Origin of the sequence: Dactylosporangium sp. NPDC049742 (assembly GCF_040674675.1) — a bacterium.
Classification (GTDB): domain Bacteria; phylum Actinomycetota; class Actinomycetes; order Mycobacteriales; family Micromonosporaceae; genus Dactylosporangium; species Dactylosporangium maewongense.
This window is the reverse complement of the sequence record NZ_JBFANF010000021.1, coordinates 57,745-74,210: the sequence shown is the minus strand read 5'-3', so window position 1 is coordinate 74,210 and position 16,466 is coordinate 57,745. Positions and strand designations below refer to the sequence as shown.

Below are 16,466 nucleotides of genomic sequence, written 5' to 3'. Positions count from 1 at the left end.
TGTGGTACGTGGCTTTCCCGCCACTGTCCGGGCGGCCCGTGCCGATGTGACGCTGCACGGGTGAGAGGAGGGGCAGCCGTGACCGACGGGGTGCATCGAGTCGTGGTGCTCGTGCTCGACGGGGCCAAGCCGCTCGACGTGGGCATTCCCGCGCAGGTGTTCACCAACCGGCCGAGCATGCCGTACGCGGTGCACGTGTGCGGGGCCGCGCCGGGGCTGGTGGCCGGTGGGGACGGGCTCGCGTACCACGTCGCCGAGGGGCTCGACGCGTTCGACGCGGCCGACACCGTGTTCATCCCCGGGTACCGCAACCCGGATCGCGAGGAGCCGCCGGCCGAGGTCGTCGCCGCGCTCCGCGCCGCCCACGCGCGCGGGGTCCGGCTCGCCGCGATCTCGACCGGGGCGTTCGCGCTCGCCGCGACCGGGCTGCTGGACGGCAAGCGGGCCACCACGCACTGGCATTACACGCGCGAGCTGGCCCGGCGCCATCCGGCGATCCTCGTCGACGAGGACGTGCTGTTCGTGGACGAGGGGGAGGTGCTCACCTCGGCCGGCGCGGCCAGCGGGATCGACCTGTGCCTGCATCTGGTGCGCCGCGACCACGGGGTCGCGCTGGCCAATCACGTGGCGCGGCGGCTCGTGGCGGCGCCGTACCGCAGCGGGGGACAGGTGCAGTACATCCCGCGCAGCGTGCCGGAGGCGGTCGGCGAGCACTTCGCGGCGACCCGGCAGTGGGCCCTCGAACGGCTCGACGAGCCGCTCGCGCTCGAGGACCTGGCCCGCAACGCGAACGTGTCGGCGCGGACGCTGTCGCGGCGGTTCGTGGAGGAGACCGGGTACACGCCGACGCAGTGGATCCTGCGGGCGCGGGTGGACCGGGCGCGGGAGCTGCTGGAGCGCAGCGGGCTCGGGGTGGAGCAGGTCGCGGCGCGGGTCGGGCTCGGCACCGGGTCCAACCTGCGGCTGCACTTCCAGCGGATTCTGGGCACGTCGCCGAGCGAGTACCGCAAGACGTTCGCCCGCCCGAACGGCTCGGCGGCGGCGCGGTCGGGTGGCGGGATCCTTGCGGAGACTGGCGAACCATCCGCTGTCGGCTGACCTCGCAAACCAGCACGATTGACGCATGTCAGGACGAATTGCCATCAACGGGTTCGGTCGCATCGGGCGCGGCGTGCTGCGCGCGATCGTCGAACGCGACAGCGACCTCGAGGTCGTCGCCGTCAACGATCTCGCCGCGCCGGCGGCGTTGGCGCAGCTGCTGAAGTACGACACCACGCTCGGCCGGTTCGGGCGCATCGTCGCGGTCGACGGCGACGACCTGCTCGTCGACGGCCGGCGCATCCACGCGCTCGCCGAGCGGGAGCCGCTCAAGCTGCCCTGGGCCGAGCTCGGCGTCGACATCGTGCTCGAGACCACCGGCCGGTTCACCGCCGCCGACGCGGCCCGCGCGCACCTCGAGGCCGGCGCCGAGCGGGTGCTCGTCGGCGCGCCCTCGGCCGGCGCCGACGTGACGCTCGCGTACGGCGTGAACACCGAGGCGTACGACCCGTACCGCCACACGATCGTGTCGAACGCCTCCTGCACCACCAACGCCCTCGCGCCGCTCGCCGCCGTGCTCGACGGGCTGGCCGGGATCGAGCACGGGTTCATGACCACCGTGCACGCCTACACCCAGGAGCAGAACCTCCAGGACGGCCCGCACCGGGACCCGCGCCGGGCCCGGGCCGCCGGGGTGAACATCGTGCCGACCACCACCGGCGCCGCCAAGGCGATCGGGCTCGTCCTGCCGGGCCTGGCCGGGCGGCTGTCCGGCGACTCGATCCGGGTGCCGGTCCCGGTCGGCTCGCTGGTCGAGCTGAACGCGACCGTCGAGACCGAGGTGACCCGCGACGCCGTGCTGGACGCCTACCGGAAGGCGGCCGAGGGTCCGCTCAAGGGCATCCTGTCGTACTGCACGGACCCCATCGTCAGCGCGGACATCGTCGGCGACCCGGCGTCGTGCATCTTCGACTCGGCGCTGACCAGGGTCGACGGTCGGCACGTGAAGGTCGTCGGCTGGTACGACAACGAGTGGGGCTTCGCCAACCGCGTCGTGGACACCCTGACGCTGATGAGCACGAAGCGGATCGCCTAGAACCGGAGCCCGTCCGGGTACTAGGTTCGGTACCCGTGGGCGCACTCGGACGGGTCGGCGGAGCCTTCGTGGCGGGACCGGTGTTGTCGCTGCTGGACGGGCGGCTGGCGGTCGCGCCGCCGGACGGGGCCCGGGTCGAGGCGCGGCCGCAGTCGCTGATGGGGGTGGCGGTGTCGGCGCGGACCGAGACCCGGGTGGTGTACGACGTGGACGGCGAGCGGCTGGTGCTGCTGGCGACCGAGCTGTTCCGGACGGTGGCCGGCGATCTGGGGACGGCCGTCGGTGCGGTGGTCGCGTCCGGGCCACTGCCCGCCGGTCAGCGGCTCGTCCCGATCCCGGTCCCGGGTGACGCGGTGGCCTACGGTTTCCAGCCGCTGGACACGACGCGCCAGGCCGTGCCGATCGCGGACGCGTTCGTCCGGGCCGGGGACGAGTGCGTCTTGCGGGTCCAGCTGTTCGTGTCGCCGAACGCCGCCGACGACCCGGACGGTCTTGCCGGGCTCGCCGCGCGGATCCTGTCCACCGTCACCCCGGGCGGGCGTAAGTCCGGCGCGGCGGCCGGCACGAGGACGCTGGCCGGGTTGGACGGCCGGCCGGTCCTGGCCCTGGACGCGCCGACCGGTTGGGTCGCCTACGAGGAGTTCGGCCTGTCGTTCGCCGTGCTGCGCCTGCGGCGGCTGACGCCGCTGGACGGGCCGTACGTGGCGGGCAGCGTGTACCGGGGCAGCGCGCCGTCGCTCGTGCACACCGCCTTCCCGCTGGACGCGGTGACCCGGACCGGCGGGCGGCTGCTCGGCCTGCCGACCGACTGGATCCACGTGTTCCCGAAGGACGACGGCGCCCCGCCCCGGCACCTGCGGGAGGCGCTCGTCGAGGACGGCGGCGGGCAGTTCGTCCACGCCATGGCCGAGACCGGGGACGTCGCCTACGAACAGGAGATCGACGCGCTGCTGGGCTCCGTGCGGCGGTGCTGACCGGGCCAGGGCTCAGGCCCGGGTGACCTCCACCGGCAGCTTCGTCGGGGCCAGCATCACCCACGGGTTGCGGAACACCGCCGCTCCGGTGTCGACGGCGATCGTCCGGTACCGCCGCAGCAGCAGCTCCATCGCGATCCGCGCTTCCAGGCGGGCCAGCGGCGCGCCGATGCAGAAGTGGATGCCGTGCCCGAAGGTCAGGTGCGGGTTCGGGTTGCGCCGGATGTCGAAGCGCGCGGGGTCGGCGAAGACCCGGGCGTCGCGGTTGGCGGCGGCCAGCCAGGCGACGACGACGTCACCCTCCGGCACGGTCAGCCCGCCGACGGCGGTGTCGGTGGTGGCCCGCCGGGCCAGGCGCGGGAACGGGGTGCGCAGGCGCAGCACCTCTTCGATCGCGTCCGGCAGCAGCGCCGGGTCGGCCCGCAGCTGCGCCGCCGCGTCCGGGTGCTGGTCGAGGGTGGCGACCGTGTTGCCCAGCGTCGCCGTCGTCGTGATGTGCCCGGCGAGCAGCAGCAGCCCGACGAAACCGATGATCTCCTCGTCGTCGAGCTGTTCGCCGTCGGCCTCCGCGTGCACCAGCCCGCTGGTGAGGTCGTCGCCGGGGGCCGCGCGACGCGCCCGCACGTGCCGCAGGAGGTACTCGTTCATCTCCCGCAGCACCGGTGCGACCGCGCGGACCCGCTGGTCGTCCATCATCCGGGTCAGCGGATCGTCCGGGCCGATCTCCGGCCGCTCGAACAGCGCGTCGGCCCACCGCCGGAACACCGGCCGGTCCTCCGCCGGGATGCCGAGCAGCTCGGCGATGACGATGACGGGCAGCGGGTACGCCAGGTCGTCGACCAGGTCGAACCGCTGCGCCCCGGCGACCTCGTCGAGCAGCTCCTCGGTGACCGCGGTGATGCGCGGGGCCAGGCCGGCCACCACCCGCGGCGTGAACGCCCGGCTCACCAGCCGCCGCAGCGAGTCGTGGCGGGGCGGGTCCATCTGGACGAAGTTGCCGCGCCGGAACAGCTCCAGGTCCTCCTGGCGGGGCAGCAGGTCGCCCAGGTCGGACGAGAACCGGCGCGGGTCGCCGAGCACCGCCGTGACCTCGGGGTGCCCGAGCACCATCCAGGAGCGTTGCCGCTCGTCGTAGTGCACGTCGCCGGCGCGGCGCGCGTGCTCCAGCCAGGTGAACAGGTCCGGCAGTGTGCGGGTCGTCATCTCCGGTCACTCCCCTCGCGGGTACGCCGGTCGCGGGCTACCCGCCGGGCGGATCCGCAAACCGAGCCGTGCGGTCCTCGACGGCCCCGTGTCACGGCCCTGTCAGCGGGTAGGCGGGCTCCCGATGCGGACGGGTGCCGCCGGCTGGTAGGAGGTAGGACGATGGTGCTGCAGAGGGCGGGCCAGCGACGGCTGCCGCGGGTCGCGGACGGCAACCCGTTCGCGACGGTCGCCAACCCGGCGCTGGCCGAGCAGGTGGCCGGTCCCCGCGACGCGCTGGCCGAGGATCCGGTGCCCGCCGACACCGCCTGGCAGCTCGTGCATGACGAGCTCATGCTCGACGGCAACGCCCGGCTGAACCTCGCCACGTTCGTGACGACCTGGATGGAGCCGCAGGCGGTCCGCCTCATGACCGAGTGCGTCGACAAGAACATGATCGACAAGGACGAGTATCCGCAGACCGCCGAGTTCGAGCGGCGCTGCGTCAGCATCCTCGCCGACCTGTGGCACGCCCCGGACCCTGCCGAGGTGGTCGGCTGCTCGACGACCGGGTCCAGCGAGGCGGGCATGCTCGCCGGCCTGGCCCTGAAGCGGCGCTGGTCGGCCGGGCGCGCCGCAGGCGAGGCCGGGCGGCCCAATCTGGTGATGGGCATCAACGTGCAGGTCTGCTGGGAGAAGTTCTGCAACTACTGGGAGGTCGAACCCCGGCTGGTGCCGATGGAGGGCGACCGGCTGCACCTGAACGCGCAGGAGGCGGTGGCGCACTGCGACGAGAACACCATCGGTGTGGTCGCGGTCCTCGGCTCGACGTTCGACGGCAGCTACGAGCCGGTCGCCGAGATCGCGGCGGCGCTCGACGCGTTGCAGCAGCGCACCGGATGGGACATCCCGCTGCACGTCGACGGCGCCTCCGGGGCGATGATCGCGCCCTTCCTGGACCCGGACCTGGAGTGGGACTTCCGGATCGGGCGGGTCGCCTCCATCAACACCTCGGGGCACAAGTACGGCCTGGTGTACCCCGGTGTCGGCTGGGTCCTCTGGCGCGACCGCGACGCCCTGCCGGAGGAGCTCATCTTCAACGTCAACTACCTCGGCGGCAGCATGCCGACGTTCGCGCTGAACTTCTCCCGCCCGGGCGCGGAGGTCGTCGCGCAGTACTACACCTTCTTCCGCCTCGGCCGCGCCGGCTTCCGCGCCGTCCAGCAGGCGTCCCGCGACGTGGCCCTCCACCTCTCCGGCGAGATCGCCGCCATGGGCCCGTTCCGGCTGCTGACCCGCGGTGACCAGCTGCCGGTGTTCGCGTTCACCACGAACGCCGACGTCGAGGCGTTCAACGTGTTCGACGTGTCCCGCCGGCTGCGCGAACGCGGCTGGCTGGTCCCGGCGTACACCTTCCCCGCCAACCGCACCGATCTCGCCGTGCTGCGGGTCGTGGTCCGCAACGGCTTCACCCACGACCTGGCCGACCTGCTGCTCGCCGACCTGCGGCGGCTGCTGCCCGAGCTGGAGGCCCAGCCCGGACCGCTGCACACCGCCGGCGACGCCACCGGATTCCACCACTGAGGGCTGCTACAGCTCACCCGCTCACTCACCCGATGCCGGCACCGGCCGGGCGTAGCATGGGACTTGCCTGCGAGACGACCGGGCGAAACTGGTAAAACAGTGGAGCCGGATAGCATCGGGAGATCGAAAGGTCGATCGGTGTTGTCGAATACCTGAACCGGTAGCGCCGGGGAGGGTAGATCGCCTCGCAGGTTAATTGCGTCCCCAGACGCGGCCCCCAGGCAGCGCTCCCGCGCCGGGGCCCCGGCGCGCCGCTCAGGCGCCGAACGCCCCGCGCAGCATGTCGCCCCAGCCGGCCTGGATCATGCTGGTGAAGCGCCACTCTCCGCCCGTCTTGGCCATCACGTCGACGTACCGCATGTGCTGCACCTGCTCGCCGGTGGTGACCGTGCTGTCGGTGACGACGACGGCCAGATCGGCGTTGAGGAACACCGGCCGGCGGTGGTTGTCCAGCCGCGGTCGCGGCTCGCCGACAGCGTCGCCCATCGCCTGGATGAACGTGGCGCGGTCCCACTGCTGGGTCACGCACTCGCCGGTCGAGTCGTTCGTCGTCACCGTCAGCGGGAACAGCGCGACGTCGGCCATGCGCTCGACGTCACCCCGCTCGGCGAGCGCGTCGTAGGCGGCGAACCAGTCCAGCAGCCGCGTGACGTCCTCGTCCTCGGGCGTGAAGGCGGCACTGGTGATCGGACTCTGGTCGGACAACGTCACTCCCTGGCTCGGTTTCTCTGTACACCGTAGAGAGTAATCGCGCATCGGCGGTCCGGCAACCGCATTCGAAGCTGGGATGACGCGGCAGCGGCGCCGGGGACGGCTCGTCTCTACGGCGCGGGTCGGCGCATGTGTCGCCGCTCGTCCCGGCGGATCGCGCGGTCACGCGCTGCCGACTCCCACGCCTCGCGGTAGCGCCGGGACCGGCGGTCCCACCGGTCCCGGCGCGCCGCCGCGCGCAGGCGCAGGTCGTTGTGAAGGACCCACCATGCCTGCGTCAGGCCGTGGCGCAGCCCGGCCAACGCCGGCGGCCGGCGCCACCGCAGCGCGGCAACGGCCTGACGGTGGACGGCACGCGCGGCGGCACGACCCGATCGGTGCGCGCGGGGGTGCCGCAGTGCGAGCAGGCGGTAGTGGAACATCGCCTGCTCGCTCAGGCGGGCGGCCTGCGCGTGCGCACCGACCTGGAGGAACAGCGCCGCGGCCTCGGTCAGTGCCGCGGGGTGCTCCGCACCGATGACGCGGCCGCGCGGGTCGCTCGCGTGGCGATGGGCGCCGATCGCGTCCTCGGCGAACCGGATCGCCTCGTGGAGCGACCCCCGGTCCGCGTGCCGCCGGGCCAGGTTGCTCAGCGCGGCCGCCGACAGCCGGGCGATGGCCCGCTCGCCGTGCTCTTCGAGCTCGTGCGCGCGGTGCAGCGCCGCGTCGGCGGCGGCGAGCGCGTCGTCGTGCCGCCCGACCGCCGCGAGCAGCGCCGAGCGGTCGATCGCGGTCGCGACGAGCTCGGCCCGGAAGGCCCCGCCGCCCCGCGGCATCTCCCGCCGGGCGGGGTGCACCGCCGGTGGGGTCCGCTGCAGCGGGGGATGGTCGGCGTCGATCCGCACCGGCACGTTGCCGGCGAGCTGCCGGAGCGCCTCCTGCTCGGCGCTGACGAGGTCGCGGTAGACCGCCTCCGCCTCGTCGATGGCGGCCAGGGCCGCTTCGGGCCGGTCGAGGCGGGCCAGCAAACCCGACCGGACGGTGAGCGCAGCCGCGAGGCGGGGCTGGAAGGCGGCCGGCTGCGTCATGGTCGCGGCGTGGAGGAGCTCGAGGGCCTCGTCGGCCGCGGCGAGACCGTCGGTGCGGCGACCGGCGGCGCACAGCAGGTCGGCGCGCTGCGTGAGCGCCGCGCCGAGATCGCCCAGGAACGCGACCGGGTTCGTCGTCGACAGGCCGCGCAGCAGGCTCGTGGCGCGTTCGACGCCGGCCAGCGCGCGCCGGTGCTGCCGTGCCTTGCCACGCAGCCGGGCCTGCTCGACCAGAGCGGCCGCCAGCTCGGGGCGGAACGCGTCGGAGCCGGGTGTGACCAGCGAGCGCCAGTGCCGCACGGCTCGCCCGGCGAAGCGTCGGGCCCGGGCCTGCGCGCCGGCCCCGTCCTCCTGGCGGGCCAACGCGCCGAGCGCCATGGCCAGACCCGCCCGGTGTCTTCCGGTCCGGGACAGGGCGAGGGTGCGGTAGGTGAAGACGGCGCTTTCGGCGTGCTCGATACCGTGCGGGAGGTCCCCGACCTCGAGGCACCGTTCGGCGGCGCCGGTCAGGGACGCGGCCACCTCGGCGGCGACCGCGCCGCCGAGATGGCGCCGCAGGGCCAGGTGCGCGTGCAGCGCGCCCCTGGCCGCGTCGTACGCCCGCCAGAACTGCCCGACGTCGCGGTAGCGCAACGACAGGGTCCGCTGCACCAGTGCTGACGCCGAGATCTCCGCGTTCGGATGGGGATAGGGCGCCCGCGACGACACGGCTTCGGCCTCGGTGGCGGCCAGCAGGGCGAGCTCGTGCTCCCCGACGTCGGCGTGCCGGTCCGACAGCCCGATCAGGGCCTGGGCCAGGTCCGGGAGGAACTGGTCCGGATGCTCGTCGACCAGGCGGCGGTAGTGCTGGACCACCCCCTTCGTGATCTCGAGCGCCATGCCGCGCCGGCCGAGGGCGCACATCTGCTCCGCCAGGCTGTTGACGACGGCCGGCCGGTCCGGGAGGAACGCGGTCGGCGCCAGCCCCGTCAGGATCCGATAGACCTCCTCGGCTGTCGCGAGCGTCTTCAGCGCGTCGTCACGGCGTCCCAGCGCGGTCTGCACCCGAGCCTTCGTGTGCAGGAACTTCGCCAGGTCGAGCCGGTACGCGTCCGGGTTCTCCTCGACCAGGTCGTGCTGAAGCTTCAGTGCGGCATCGATGAGCGCGAGGCTCCGCTCGTCCCGGCCGATCGCGGCCCCGTGGTGCGCGAGCGCGTGCAACGCACCGGCCAGCGCCGCCCGGTCCGCCGGCTCGGTGCCGCCCGACCGCCGGTAGATCCGCACGGCCTTGGCCGCCGACGCGTATGCCGGCCGGCTCCGGCCGAGACGGCCCTGTTGCCAGGACCGGACGACGAGCGCCGCGGCGAGAGCGGTCCGCTCGGTGCGCGGGTGTTGCCGGTACAGCGCCACGGCCCACTCGGTGTGCTCCAGCCCTCGCTGGTGCTCACCGACGTCGCTGAGGCGTTCCGCGGCGTTGGTCAGCGACAGGGCGAGATCGGCCGCGAACTCGCCGGCCCGTCCGACGCCGAGGCGCTGGTGGATCGAGACGGCAGTCATCGCGCTGTCCAGCGCTTCACCGCGGTCCCCGCGTGCGGCCCGGCTGACCGACTCCGCGCGGGCGTTCATGGCGTTGTCGCGGCGGTGCTGCTCGTCGTCCGGGTCGCCGGTCTCAGCCGCATGCCGTCTGTGCGTGGCGAACAGTTCGGCGGCCAGGTTCTCGAGGAGGAGGCTGGCTGCCGGCAGGGCGGCGACCAGCGTCGCCTGCAGCGCCGGGGTGCACGTGGCATTCGCCACCAGGACGCCTCTGATCAGCGGTTCGGGTCGTTCGACCTGGGTGGCGACCTTGATCGCGATCGCCGCGAGGTGTTCCGGTCTGCGTGACACCAGGTCGGCCAGGTGCTGGTCGAGACGGCGGGAGAACGCCGGCTGGTTCGCCGCGCGGGCGTAGACCGTCAGCAGCTGGGCGCGCTGGACGGCGGACGCGACCGGCAGGAGCTTGTCGATGAGCTCCGGCCGCCGCAGCAGCCGCAGCCCGGCCGCGCGCTCGGCGAGCCGGTCGGGCTGCAGGCCGCCCCACGGGCGGTCGTCCGCGGGCGGGTACAGGTCGCCGATCCAGGCGTGGATCCGGTCGATCTGCGACCGGGGTCCGCCGGCCAGCGTCGGCATGTGCTCCAGCAGCGCGTCGGCGGCGGTCCAGCTCTCCGCACCGAACAGCATCGTGGCCGCCAGGATGTCCTCGAGCGTCGCCAGGCCGGGGTCGGGGTCGAGGCCGCGGGCCCGGGCGGACACCCGCCAGTAGCTGCCCTCGTGGGTCAGGACCCGGTCCTCGACCGATTCGTACCCTGCCGGCCGCGCGGTCGGGTCGATGCTGTCCAGGAGGTCGGCCAGCGCGGTCAGCTGGACGGTCAGCGCCATCACCCGCGCCGGTTCGGGTTCGGCGGCGGCGACGAGCCGGGCCGCGGTCGTCGCCCAGTCGTGCGCCGCGTAGCCCGGCATCGCCGCGATGTGGTCGGACAGGTCGGTGATCGCCTGCTGGTATCCGGTCGGTTGCCCGGCAGGCTGGGGCTCCAGCTCCCCGAGCTGCTCCACCCGGGCGCCGTCGAGCAGTTCCCTGGCGTTCGCCCCGCGCATCTTCCGCAGGCTGTGCCACCAGTCGCCGTCCGTGCGGGCCAGCAGCAACAGCCGCACCGGACCGTTCGGGCGCTGCTGCACGTACGCCCGCAGCAGCGCCTCCAGCTGATCGATGCGGCTTTCGGCGTAGTCGACGATCAGCAGCATCGGCGTGACCACCTTCGGCAGGACGGCGAGGGCGTCGGCCTGCGCGTCGGGCAGCAGCCACACGGTCGCCCAGCGCCCGTCCGCGAGCCGGGTGGCGAGCTCCTGCGCGACCCGCGTCTTGCCCTGTCCGCCCGCTCCGTGCAACAGCCACGCGCCGAAGCCCGTCCCGCCCGCCCACGTCACCATCTCCGCCAGCAGGTCGTCGCGGCCGAGGAACCGCACGATGTGCCGCCTGGCGAGCAGCAGCGCCGCGGGGGAACTGCCGGGCTGCGGGTCACGCTCCGACAGCTGGTGCGTCTCGATCGGCCGCAGCAGCGCGGCGACGCCGTGCCCGTCGAGCACCTGCCGGAACCCGGGATCCCGTTGCAGCACGTACATCGGGACCGCGTGCAACAGCTTCCCGCCGCCGAGCGGAGGGTCGGCCGCGATCACCCCGGCGAGCAGGTCGCCGCAGAACACCGCCGCGCCCGACATGCCCGCCCACGCCGATCTGGTGCTGGGCGGCTTGCGCGGTGCCACGTCGAGCCGCAGCACGTAGCGATCGCCCAGGACGCCGTCACCGGCGCTGATCTTCCCGGCGGTGAGCGTCGACTCCAGACCCTCCTCGGGTGCGTCCCGCACCCACTCCGGGAAGCCCCACGTCGTGCAGTCGATCTTCGCCCCGTACGTCACGGTGCGGCCGAGATCCGTCGGTGCCTCGGCCGGCGGTTGCCACGCCGGGTCGGTGATCTCCACGAGCGCCGCGTCGCCGTTCTTACCCGTGCCCCGCCAGACGACCACGCCGCGGTAGGTCTCCGGTTCGGCGAGCACGACGACCGACACCGGCTCGTCCGTGTCCATGCAGACATGCGCCGACGTCAGGATCAGGCGCGGTGCGACGAGGTACCCCGAGCCGCGCAGGTCCGCCTGGCGGACGCCGACCACCCGATGACGCTGCAACTGGATCTCCCCGGCGGCGGCTCAGTCCCGGCCGATGTGGCCGGGCGGCGGGGTGGGGGCGGCACCGTTGCCACCGGCGACGGCGACCGGGCGCTGGTCGGCGCCCTGCGGCGTCAGCGTCACCTTCACCCGGTGGGTGCGCCCGCGGGTGATCCCGGCGTCAGCGTCGGCGGTCAGCACCCACGCCCTGAAACCCGCCTTCGCGCGGGCATCGGCGCGCAGCTCCACGGCGAACTCGAGCTCGATCGCACCCACGGTGAAGGTGATCTCCTGGTCGGCGCCGCGCGCCGCCGCCTGCACCAACTGCTCGCGGACCGCGGCCACCGCGTCCGCCAATTCGATCTCCACCCGACCGCCCTCCGGACCACGCCGAACCCCGGCGCCACCGGAGCCCAGCATCGACGCGCATCGCGGAGCGGGCAATCGTACGTCGGGTCGGATACCCCCGCGAACCGGTCGGCGCCTTCATGACCTACGGCACCAGCCACTCCTGGCCGCGCAGGCCGTTGCAGTCGTAGATCTGCAGCTGTACCGAGTTCGCGGTGCTCTGGCCGGTGATGTCCAGGCATCGGCCCGAGTTCGGGTTGCGCAGGGTGTTGTTCGCCCCGACCACCCACTGCTGGTTGGGGTAGCCGTTGCAGGTGTACAGCTGGATCTTCGACCCGTTGGCGGTGCCGACGCTGACGATGTCCAGGCACAGCGTCCCGATCCGCAGGGTGTTGTCGGGGAGCAGGGCGAAGATCTGCGAGTACGGGATGCCGTTGCAGTCGTAGGACTGGATCGGGTTGGTGTTGGCGATCGTCGCGCCCCGGTTGTCGAGGCACTTGCCCGGAATGCCCGAGCGGAACAGGCCGATGCCCGTCCACTGCATCGTCCACTGCTGGGCGGCGTTGCCGTAGCAGGTCCACAGCTGCAGGTGGGTCCCGTCGGTCGCGCTGCCGTTCGGGATGTCCAGGCACAGGCCGGAGCTGGGGTTGCGCAGCGAGTTGAACGTGCCGACCTCCCACTGCTGCCCCGCCCCGCTGTTGCACGTCGCCAGCTGCACGGCCGTGCCCGGTGCGGTTGCGTTGTTCGCCGCGGTGAGGCACTTGCCGTTGATGCGCAGCGTGTTGTCGCCGGGCATCGTCCACAGCTGGGCCGTGTAGCCGCCGTTGCAGCCGTACGAGTTGACGGAGTTGCCGTCGTTGCTCAGGCCGCCGGCGTTGTCCAGGCACTTGCCGGCGATGCCGGAGCGCACCAGCATCAGCGTGTTGGTCTGGATGGCGCCGCCGGCGGACCGCTGGGCGCCCGCGTACACCTTGACGTCGTCGACCGAACCGGCGAAGAACTCGGCGCCGGCGCCGGCCTGCAGGGTCCGGCCGACGTTGAACGTCCCGGTGGCGTTCCAGTTCGCCGTGACGGCGGCTTCGCCCTGCAGCTGGTCGTTGACGTAGAACCGGATCTTCCCGAGGGGTGCGTCGTAGATCGCCTCGAGGCGGGTCCAGGCGTTGAGTGTGGGCGCGGCGGTCGAGTTCACCTTCACGACGGCCGGTGCGTCGGCGTCGGTGCCGGTCGCCGCGAACGACCAGCGGTCGACGGCCTTGTCGTAGCGGACGGTGAACGCGGCACCGCGGGTGCCCTGCTGGGAGAAGACCGTGCGGGACACGCTGGTGTCGGTGATGCGGACGTCGCCGGTGACCGTGTACGACTGGTCGGTGCGCACGACCGCGGGTGCGGTGGCGGCGCCGGAGAGGCCGTCGAAGCAGAGGCCGGTGCTGTTGAGGCTCTCGCACCAGGTGACGGTGCCGGGAGGCTCGGTGAGGGTCAGCGGCCGCTGGTAGTTGGAGTCGTCGGTGACCTGCCGGGGCGCGTCCTCGTCGTAGTCCTCCATCGCCCACTCACCCGCGGCGACGGGCGCGATCGCCGGCTTGATGTCGACGAAGTGGTCGATCGCCCGGTCCCAGACTCGCACGTCGCCGATGTCGCCGAGGAAGCTGGGCTGGCGGACGCCGTTCCACCTGCCGCCGCCGACGAGCAGGCCGCCGGTGGCGTTCCAGTTGGACGGGCGGCTGAGCTGGCCGGCCGCGTTGCCGTTGACGTAGAGCTTCGCGGTCTTCGTGCCCTTGTCCCACGACACGGCGAGGTGCGTCCACTGGTTGAACGTCGGTGGGGTGGGCGCGGTGGCGTAGACGGTGGCTGCGTTGGCGGTGTCGCTGTCGTACATCGTCAGCGCCCACCGGTTCGTCGGCGCCGGCAGGTACATGACGGCGAACCCGCAGGCCATCGAGCCTTCGACGCACAGCACGGTGCGCTGGCTGCCGGTGCCGCCGGTCAGCCGGACCCAGGCCGCGGCGCTGAAGCTCTGGGACGTGTCCGCGATCGGGCCGGGCGCGGCGGCGAGGTCGTCGACGCCGTCGAACCGGAGGGCGTTGTCCTTGCCGTTGACGGCGTGGGTGCCCACGACGCGCCCGTCGGTCCAGGCCGGGCCGCCGATGAGGGTCCCCGCCGGGCCGCCCGCCGGTGTCGTGGCGACCGTGGTGCCGGCGCCCTCGTCGAGCTTCCACGCCTTGGGGTCCGAGTGGGTGTTGACGAGGAACCGGTAGTCCTTCGGCGGTGACGCGTTCTGTGCGGCGTCGCGGGAGCGGACCGTCAGCACCTGCTCGCCGACGTGGGTGGGGGTGACCCAGACGGTCGCCGGACCGCCGGTGCCGGAGGCGTTGACGTAGGCCTTGGCGCCGCCGTCGAGCTGGTACTCGTAGTCGGCGATGTCGGTCTCGCCGTTGGCGCCGAAGGTGAACTGGCCGCTGCGGCCGACGGAGCCGCGCATGACGTCGTTGGGTGGCGTCTCCACGTACAGGCCGTCGGCCGCCGCGACGGTCGGCAGGACGCCGGGTGGGGTGGTGTCGAGCGTGAACTCGCACCACGGCGACCAGTTCGAGGTGCCGGTGAGGCCGTCGCTGACCTGCACCTGCCAGCGGGCCATCGACCCGGTGAGCGTGCCGGCGAGCACCTGGACCTCGGCCAGGGTGCCCGACGGGACTCCGGTGTCGGTCTTGGGCCAGCCGCTGATGGCGGTCCAGGCGGTGCCGTTCCACTGCTCGAGGGCGAACGATGCGGAGAGCTGCCCGCTCTGGTCGCCGTCGGGGTCGGAGATGCTCGCCTTCAGCCACGGCGTCACCGACCGGACGATCGGGCGGCCGGTGCCGGTGACGCACGCCTGCCCGGCGGCGGTGTAGTCGGTGTGCGTGGTCAGCGCGGTCGCGGCCGGGGTGTTCGGCAGGTTGTTGTACTCGATCGACATGGCGGTGGAGGCCTGGTCGAACTTCTTCCAGCGGTTGCCGGTGCTCTCGTCGGTGCCGTCGCTGTCGCGGGCGGACAGGCCGAGGGTGTAGGTGCCGCGGCCCTGGCCGAAGTTGACGACGTCGTTGACGAGGGTCTGGTTGGAGAACTCCATGTACATGTTCGGCTGCGGGTCGTTGGCGCAGCCGGCGCCGGTCGAGGGCTTGTGCGCGTTGCCGGACTTGGTCTCGACGAACACCTGGAGGTCGGGGCCGTCCCAGGTCTGCTTCCCCGCGCTGGTGAGGTCCTGCGTGCGGTACAGGCTGACCGGTGTGGCGGTGCACGACCAGGAGTGGGTCATGTAGGTCATGAACTTGGCGCCGCGGATCTGCTTGCCGGGCAGCCAGCTGAGGTCGAAGGCGAAGAACGACCGGAACGTGCCGGACCCGTCGGTGTTCTGCCCGACCCGGACGATGTTGTCGTCGCGGTTGGCGTTGGTGGTGTTGGCATAGCCCCACCGGGTCCGGCCGACGCCGGTCCACGGGTCGATCACGACGGGGTAGGCGACGCTGGGGTCGGCGAGCATGGCGGCGTCGGGGACGATGACGAGGGAGCCGCCCTCGACGGTGGTGGGGAGGTTGGCCTTGCGGGAGTCGTCGGGCACGTGCCGCAGTGCCGAGTTCGGGCCCGCGGTGCGCGCGGCGGCGAGGGACCGCAGCGCACCCGGCACACCGGCGGAGTCCCACATGAGCGCCTGCCCGGCGGAGGCCGCGACCTTGCCGGCGGCGTCACGGGCCTCGTAGCCGCCGCCGGGCCTGCCCCGCAGCGACCATCCCGTGGTGGTCAGGCCGAACTTGAGCCTGGTGAGGGCCGGGTTCGCGGCCGCCTGCCGGGTCTTGACGATCAGGGAGTACCCGAAACCGTCCACTGTGGACTGCACCTGGAGGTCGACGTCGGGCAGCACCGACTCGTAGACCGCGGTGTCGCCCTCGATGCGGGGCGCCGGCAGCTTCGACGGCCAGCTCAGCTTGAGCGCGCCGCCGGCGCCGTTGAGGGTGACGAGGGGTTCCGTGCCGCCGGCGGAGAACCGCACGTCGGCCACCGACGCCGCCGGGGCGAGCGTGTTGCCGTCCTTGCGCAGGGAGAGGTCGACCTGCCGCCAGGTGCCGTCCTTCTTGGTCCAGTGCGGCACGGAGTAGGTCTCCCGCACGAGCGTGCCCCGTGGCGTCGCGACGACCCGCGCCAGCTCGGACTTCGAACCCGGCACCTCGACGGTGCGACCGGTCTCGGCAGCCTGCCGGAGCGCGGTGCTCTCGGCCACCCGCTGCTCGGCCGCCGATGTCGTGGCCTGACCGGTCGCCCCCGGCTCGGCTGCGGCCGGGCCGGCGGTGCCGGCCACGAGCGCGACGGCCGCCCCTGGGGCGGTGACCGCGAGTGCTGCGGCCATGGCGAGCCGGACGGAAAGCGTGCCACGTCGATATCGGCGCACGGCACGGCGCAGCTTGATCACAGATCCCCCCGGTGAAGTGAAAGTGAGCGAAACGTATGGGCGGCCCGATCGCCGTGTCAATCGATCACCGTGAGGTTGGCGCTACGCCGGAGGAATGTCCGATTTGATGGTCGGGCCCACGCGCACGCAAGGACGGCCTTGACTCCGGTGAATGTGGGACCTAGATTTCGCCCTGCACGGGTATCGATCCCGGTGCGACTGCATGGGCCTAACGGGGAGGCTTCGCATGTTCAGTGGTGGCTGCGCTCTGCGCAGAAGGCAATGGCCGACATGATTCCGCAGATGGTCGGCGTACCGGCGTAGGCCGGCTGGATCCTTCTTCTTCACCTTCTGTTTCTTGACGATGTTCG

Annotated in this window: 9 protein-coding genes; 4 read left to right on the top strand and 5 right to left on the bottom strand. The window is 72.9% G+C overall.

Annotated elements, in window-relative coordinates:
* The first annotated feature begins 78 nt into the window (after positions 1-78).
* From AB0J72_RS25180 to AB0J72_RS25170, 3 genes are read left to right on the top strand one after another with little or no spacing between them, the layout of a single operon-like run.
* Entirely contained in the window at positions 79-1,098 is a 1,020-nt protein-coding gene (locus AB0J72_RS25180) for a helix-turn-helix domain-containing protein (RefSeq protein ID WP_344500308.1), read from the top strand.
* Positions 1,099-1,123: 25 nt separating this feature from the next.
* Entirely contained in the window at positions 1,124-2,134 is a 1,011-nt protein-coding gene (gene gap / locus AB0J72_RS25175; RefSeq protein ID WP_363402605.1) for a type I glyceraldehyde-3-phosphate dehydrogenase, read from the top strand.
* Between the two features lie 35 nt (positions 2,135-2,169).
* Positions 2,170-3,108 (top strand): hypothetical protein, encoded by a 939-nt coding sequence (locus AB0J72_RS25170; protein WP_363402603.1) that lies wholly within the window; start codon positions 2,170-2,172, stop codon positions 3,106-3,108.
* A 12-nt stretch (positions 3,109-3,120) separates the two neighbouring features.
* On the opposite strand, the gene AB0J72_RS25165 is transcribed toward AB0J72_RS25170, so the two are convergent.
* The gene (locus AB0J72_RS25165) at positions 3,121-4,311 is read right to left on the bottom strand and encodes a cytochrome P450 (RefSeq protein WP_363402601.1); all 1,191 of its coding nucleotides are present in this window, start codon (positions 4,309-4,311) and stop codon (positions 3,121-3,123) included.
* A gap of 162 nt (positions 4,312-4,473) precedes the next feature.
* Between AB0J72_RS25165 and AB0J72_RS25160 the strand changes: the two genes are divergently transcribed.
* A complete protein-coding gene (locus AB0J72_RS25160) occupies positions 4,474-5,874 on the top strand; it encodes a glutamate decarboxylase (RefSeq protein ID WP_363402599.1) in 1,401 nt (466 codons plus the stop codon).
* Between the two features lie 255 nt (positions 5,875-6,129).
* On the opposite strand, the gene AB0J72_RS25155 is transcribed toward AB0J72_RS25160, so the two are convergent.
* From AB0J72_RS25155 to AB0J72_RS25140, 4 genes are all read right to left on the bottom strand, one after another.
* The gene (locus tag AB0J72_RS25155; protein ID WP_363402597.1) at positions 6,130-6,579 is read right to left on the bottom strand and encodes a DUF4440 domain-containing protein; all 450 of its coding nucleotides are present in this window, start codon (positions 6,577-6,579) and stop codon (positions 6,130-6,132) included.
* Positions 6,580-6,695: 116 nt separating this feature from the next.
* The gene (locus AB0J72_RS25150) at positions 6,696-11,348 is read right to left on the bottom strand and encodes a trypsin-like peptidase domain-containing protein (protein ID WP_363402595.1); all 4,653 of its coding nucleotides are present in this window, start codon (positions 11,346-11,348) and stop codon (positions 6,696-6,698) included.
* 21 nt (positions 11,349-11,369) lie between these two features.
* Entirely contained in the window at positions 11,370-11,696 is a 327-nt protein-coding gene (locus AB0J72_RS25145; protein WP_363402593.1) for a trypco2 family protein, read from the bottom strand.
* Between the two features lie 124 nt (positions 11,697-11,820).
* A complete protein-coding gene (locus AB0J72_RS25140; RefSeq protein ID WP_363402591.1) occupies positions 11,821-16,053 on the bottom strand; it encodes a ricin-type beta-trefoil lectin domain protein in 4,233 nt (1,410 codons plus the stop codon).
* Positions 16,054-16,466: the final 413 nt, after the last annotated feature.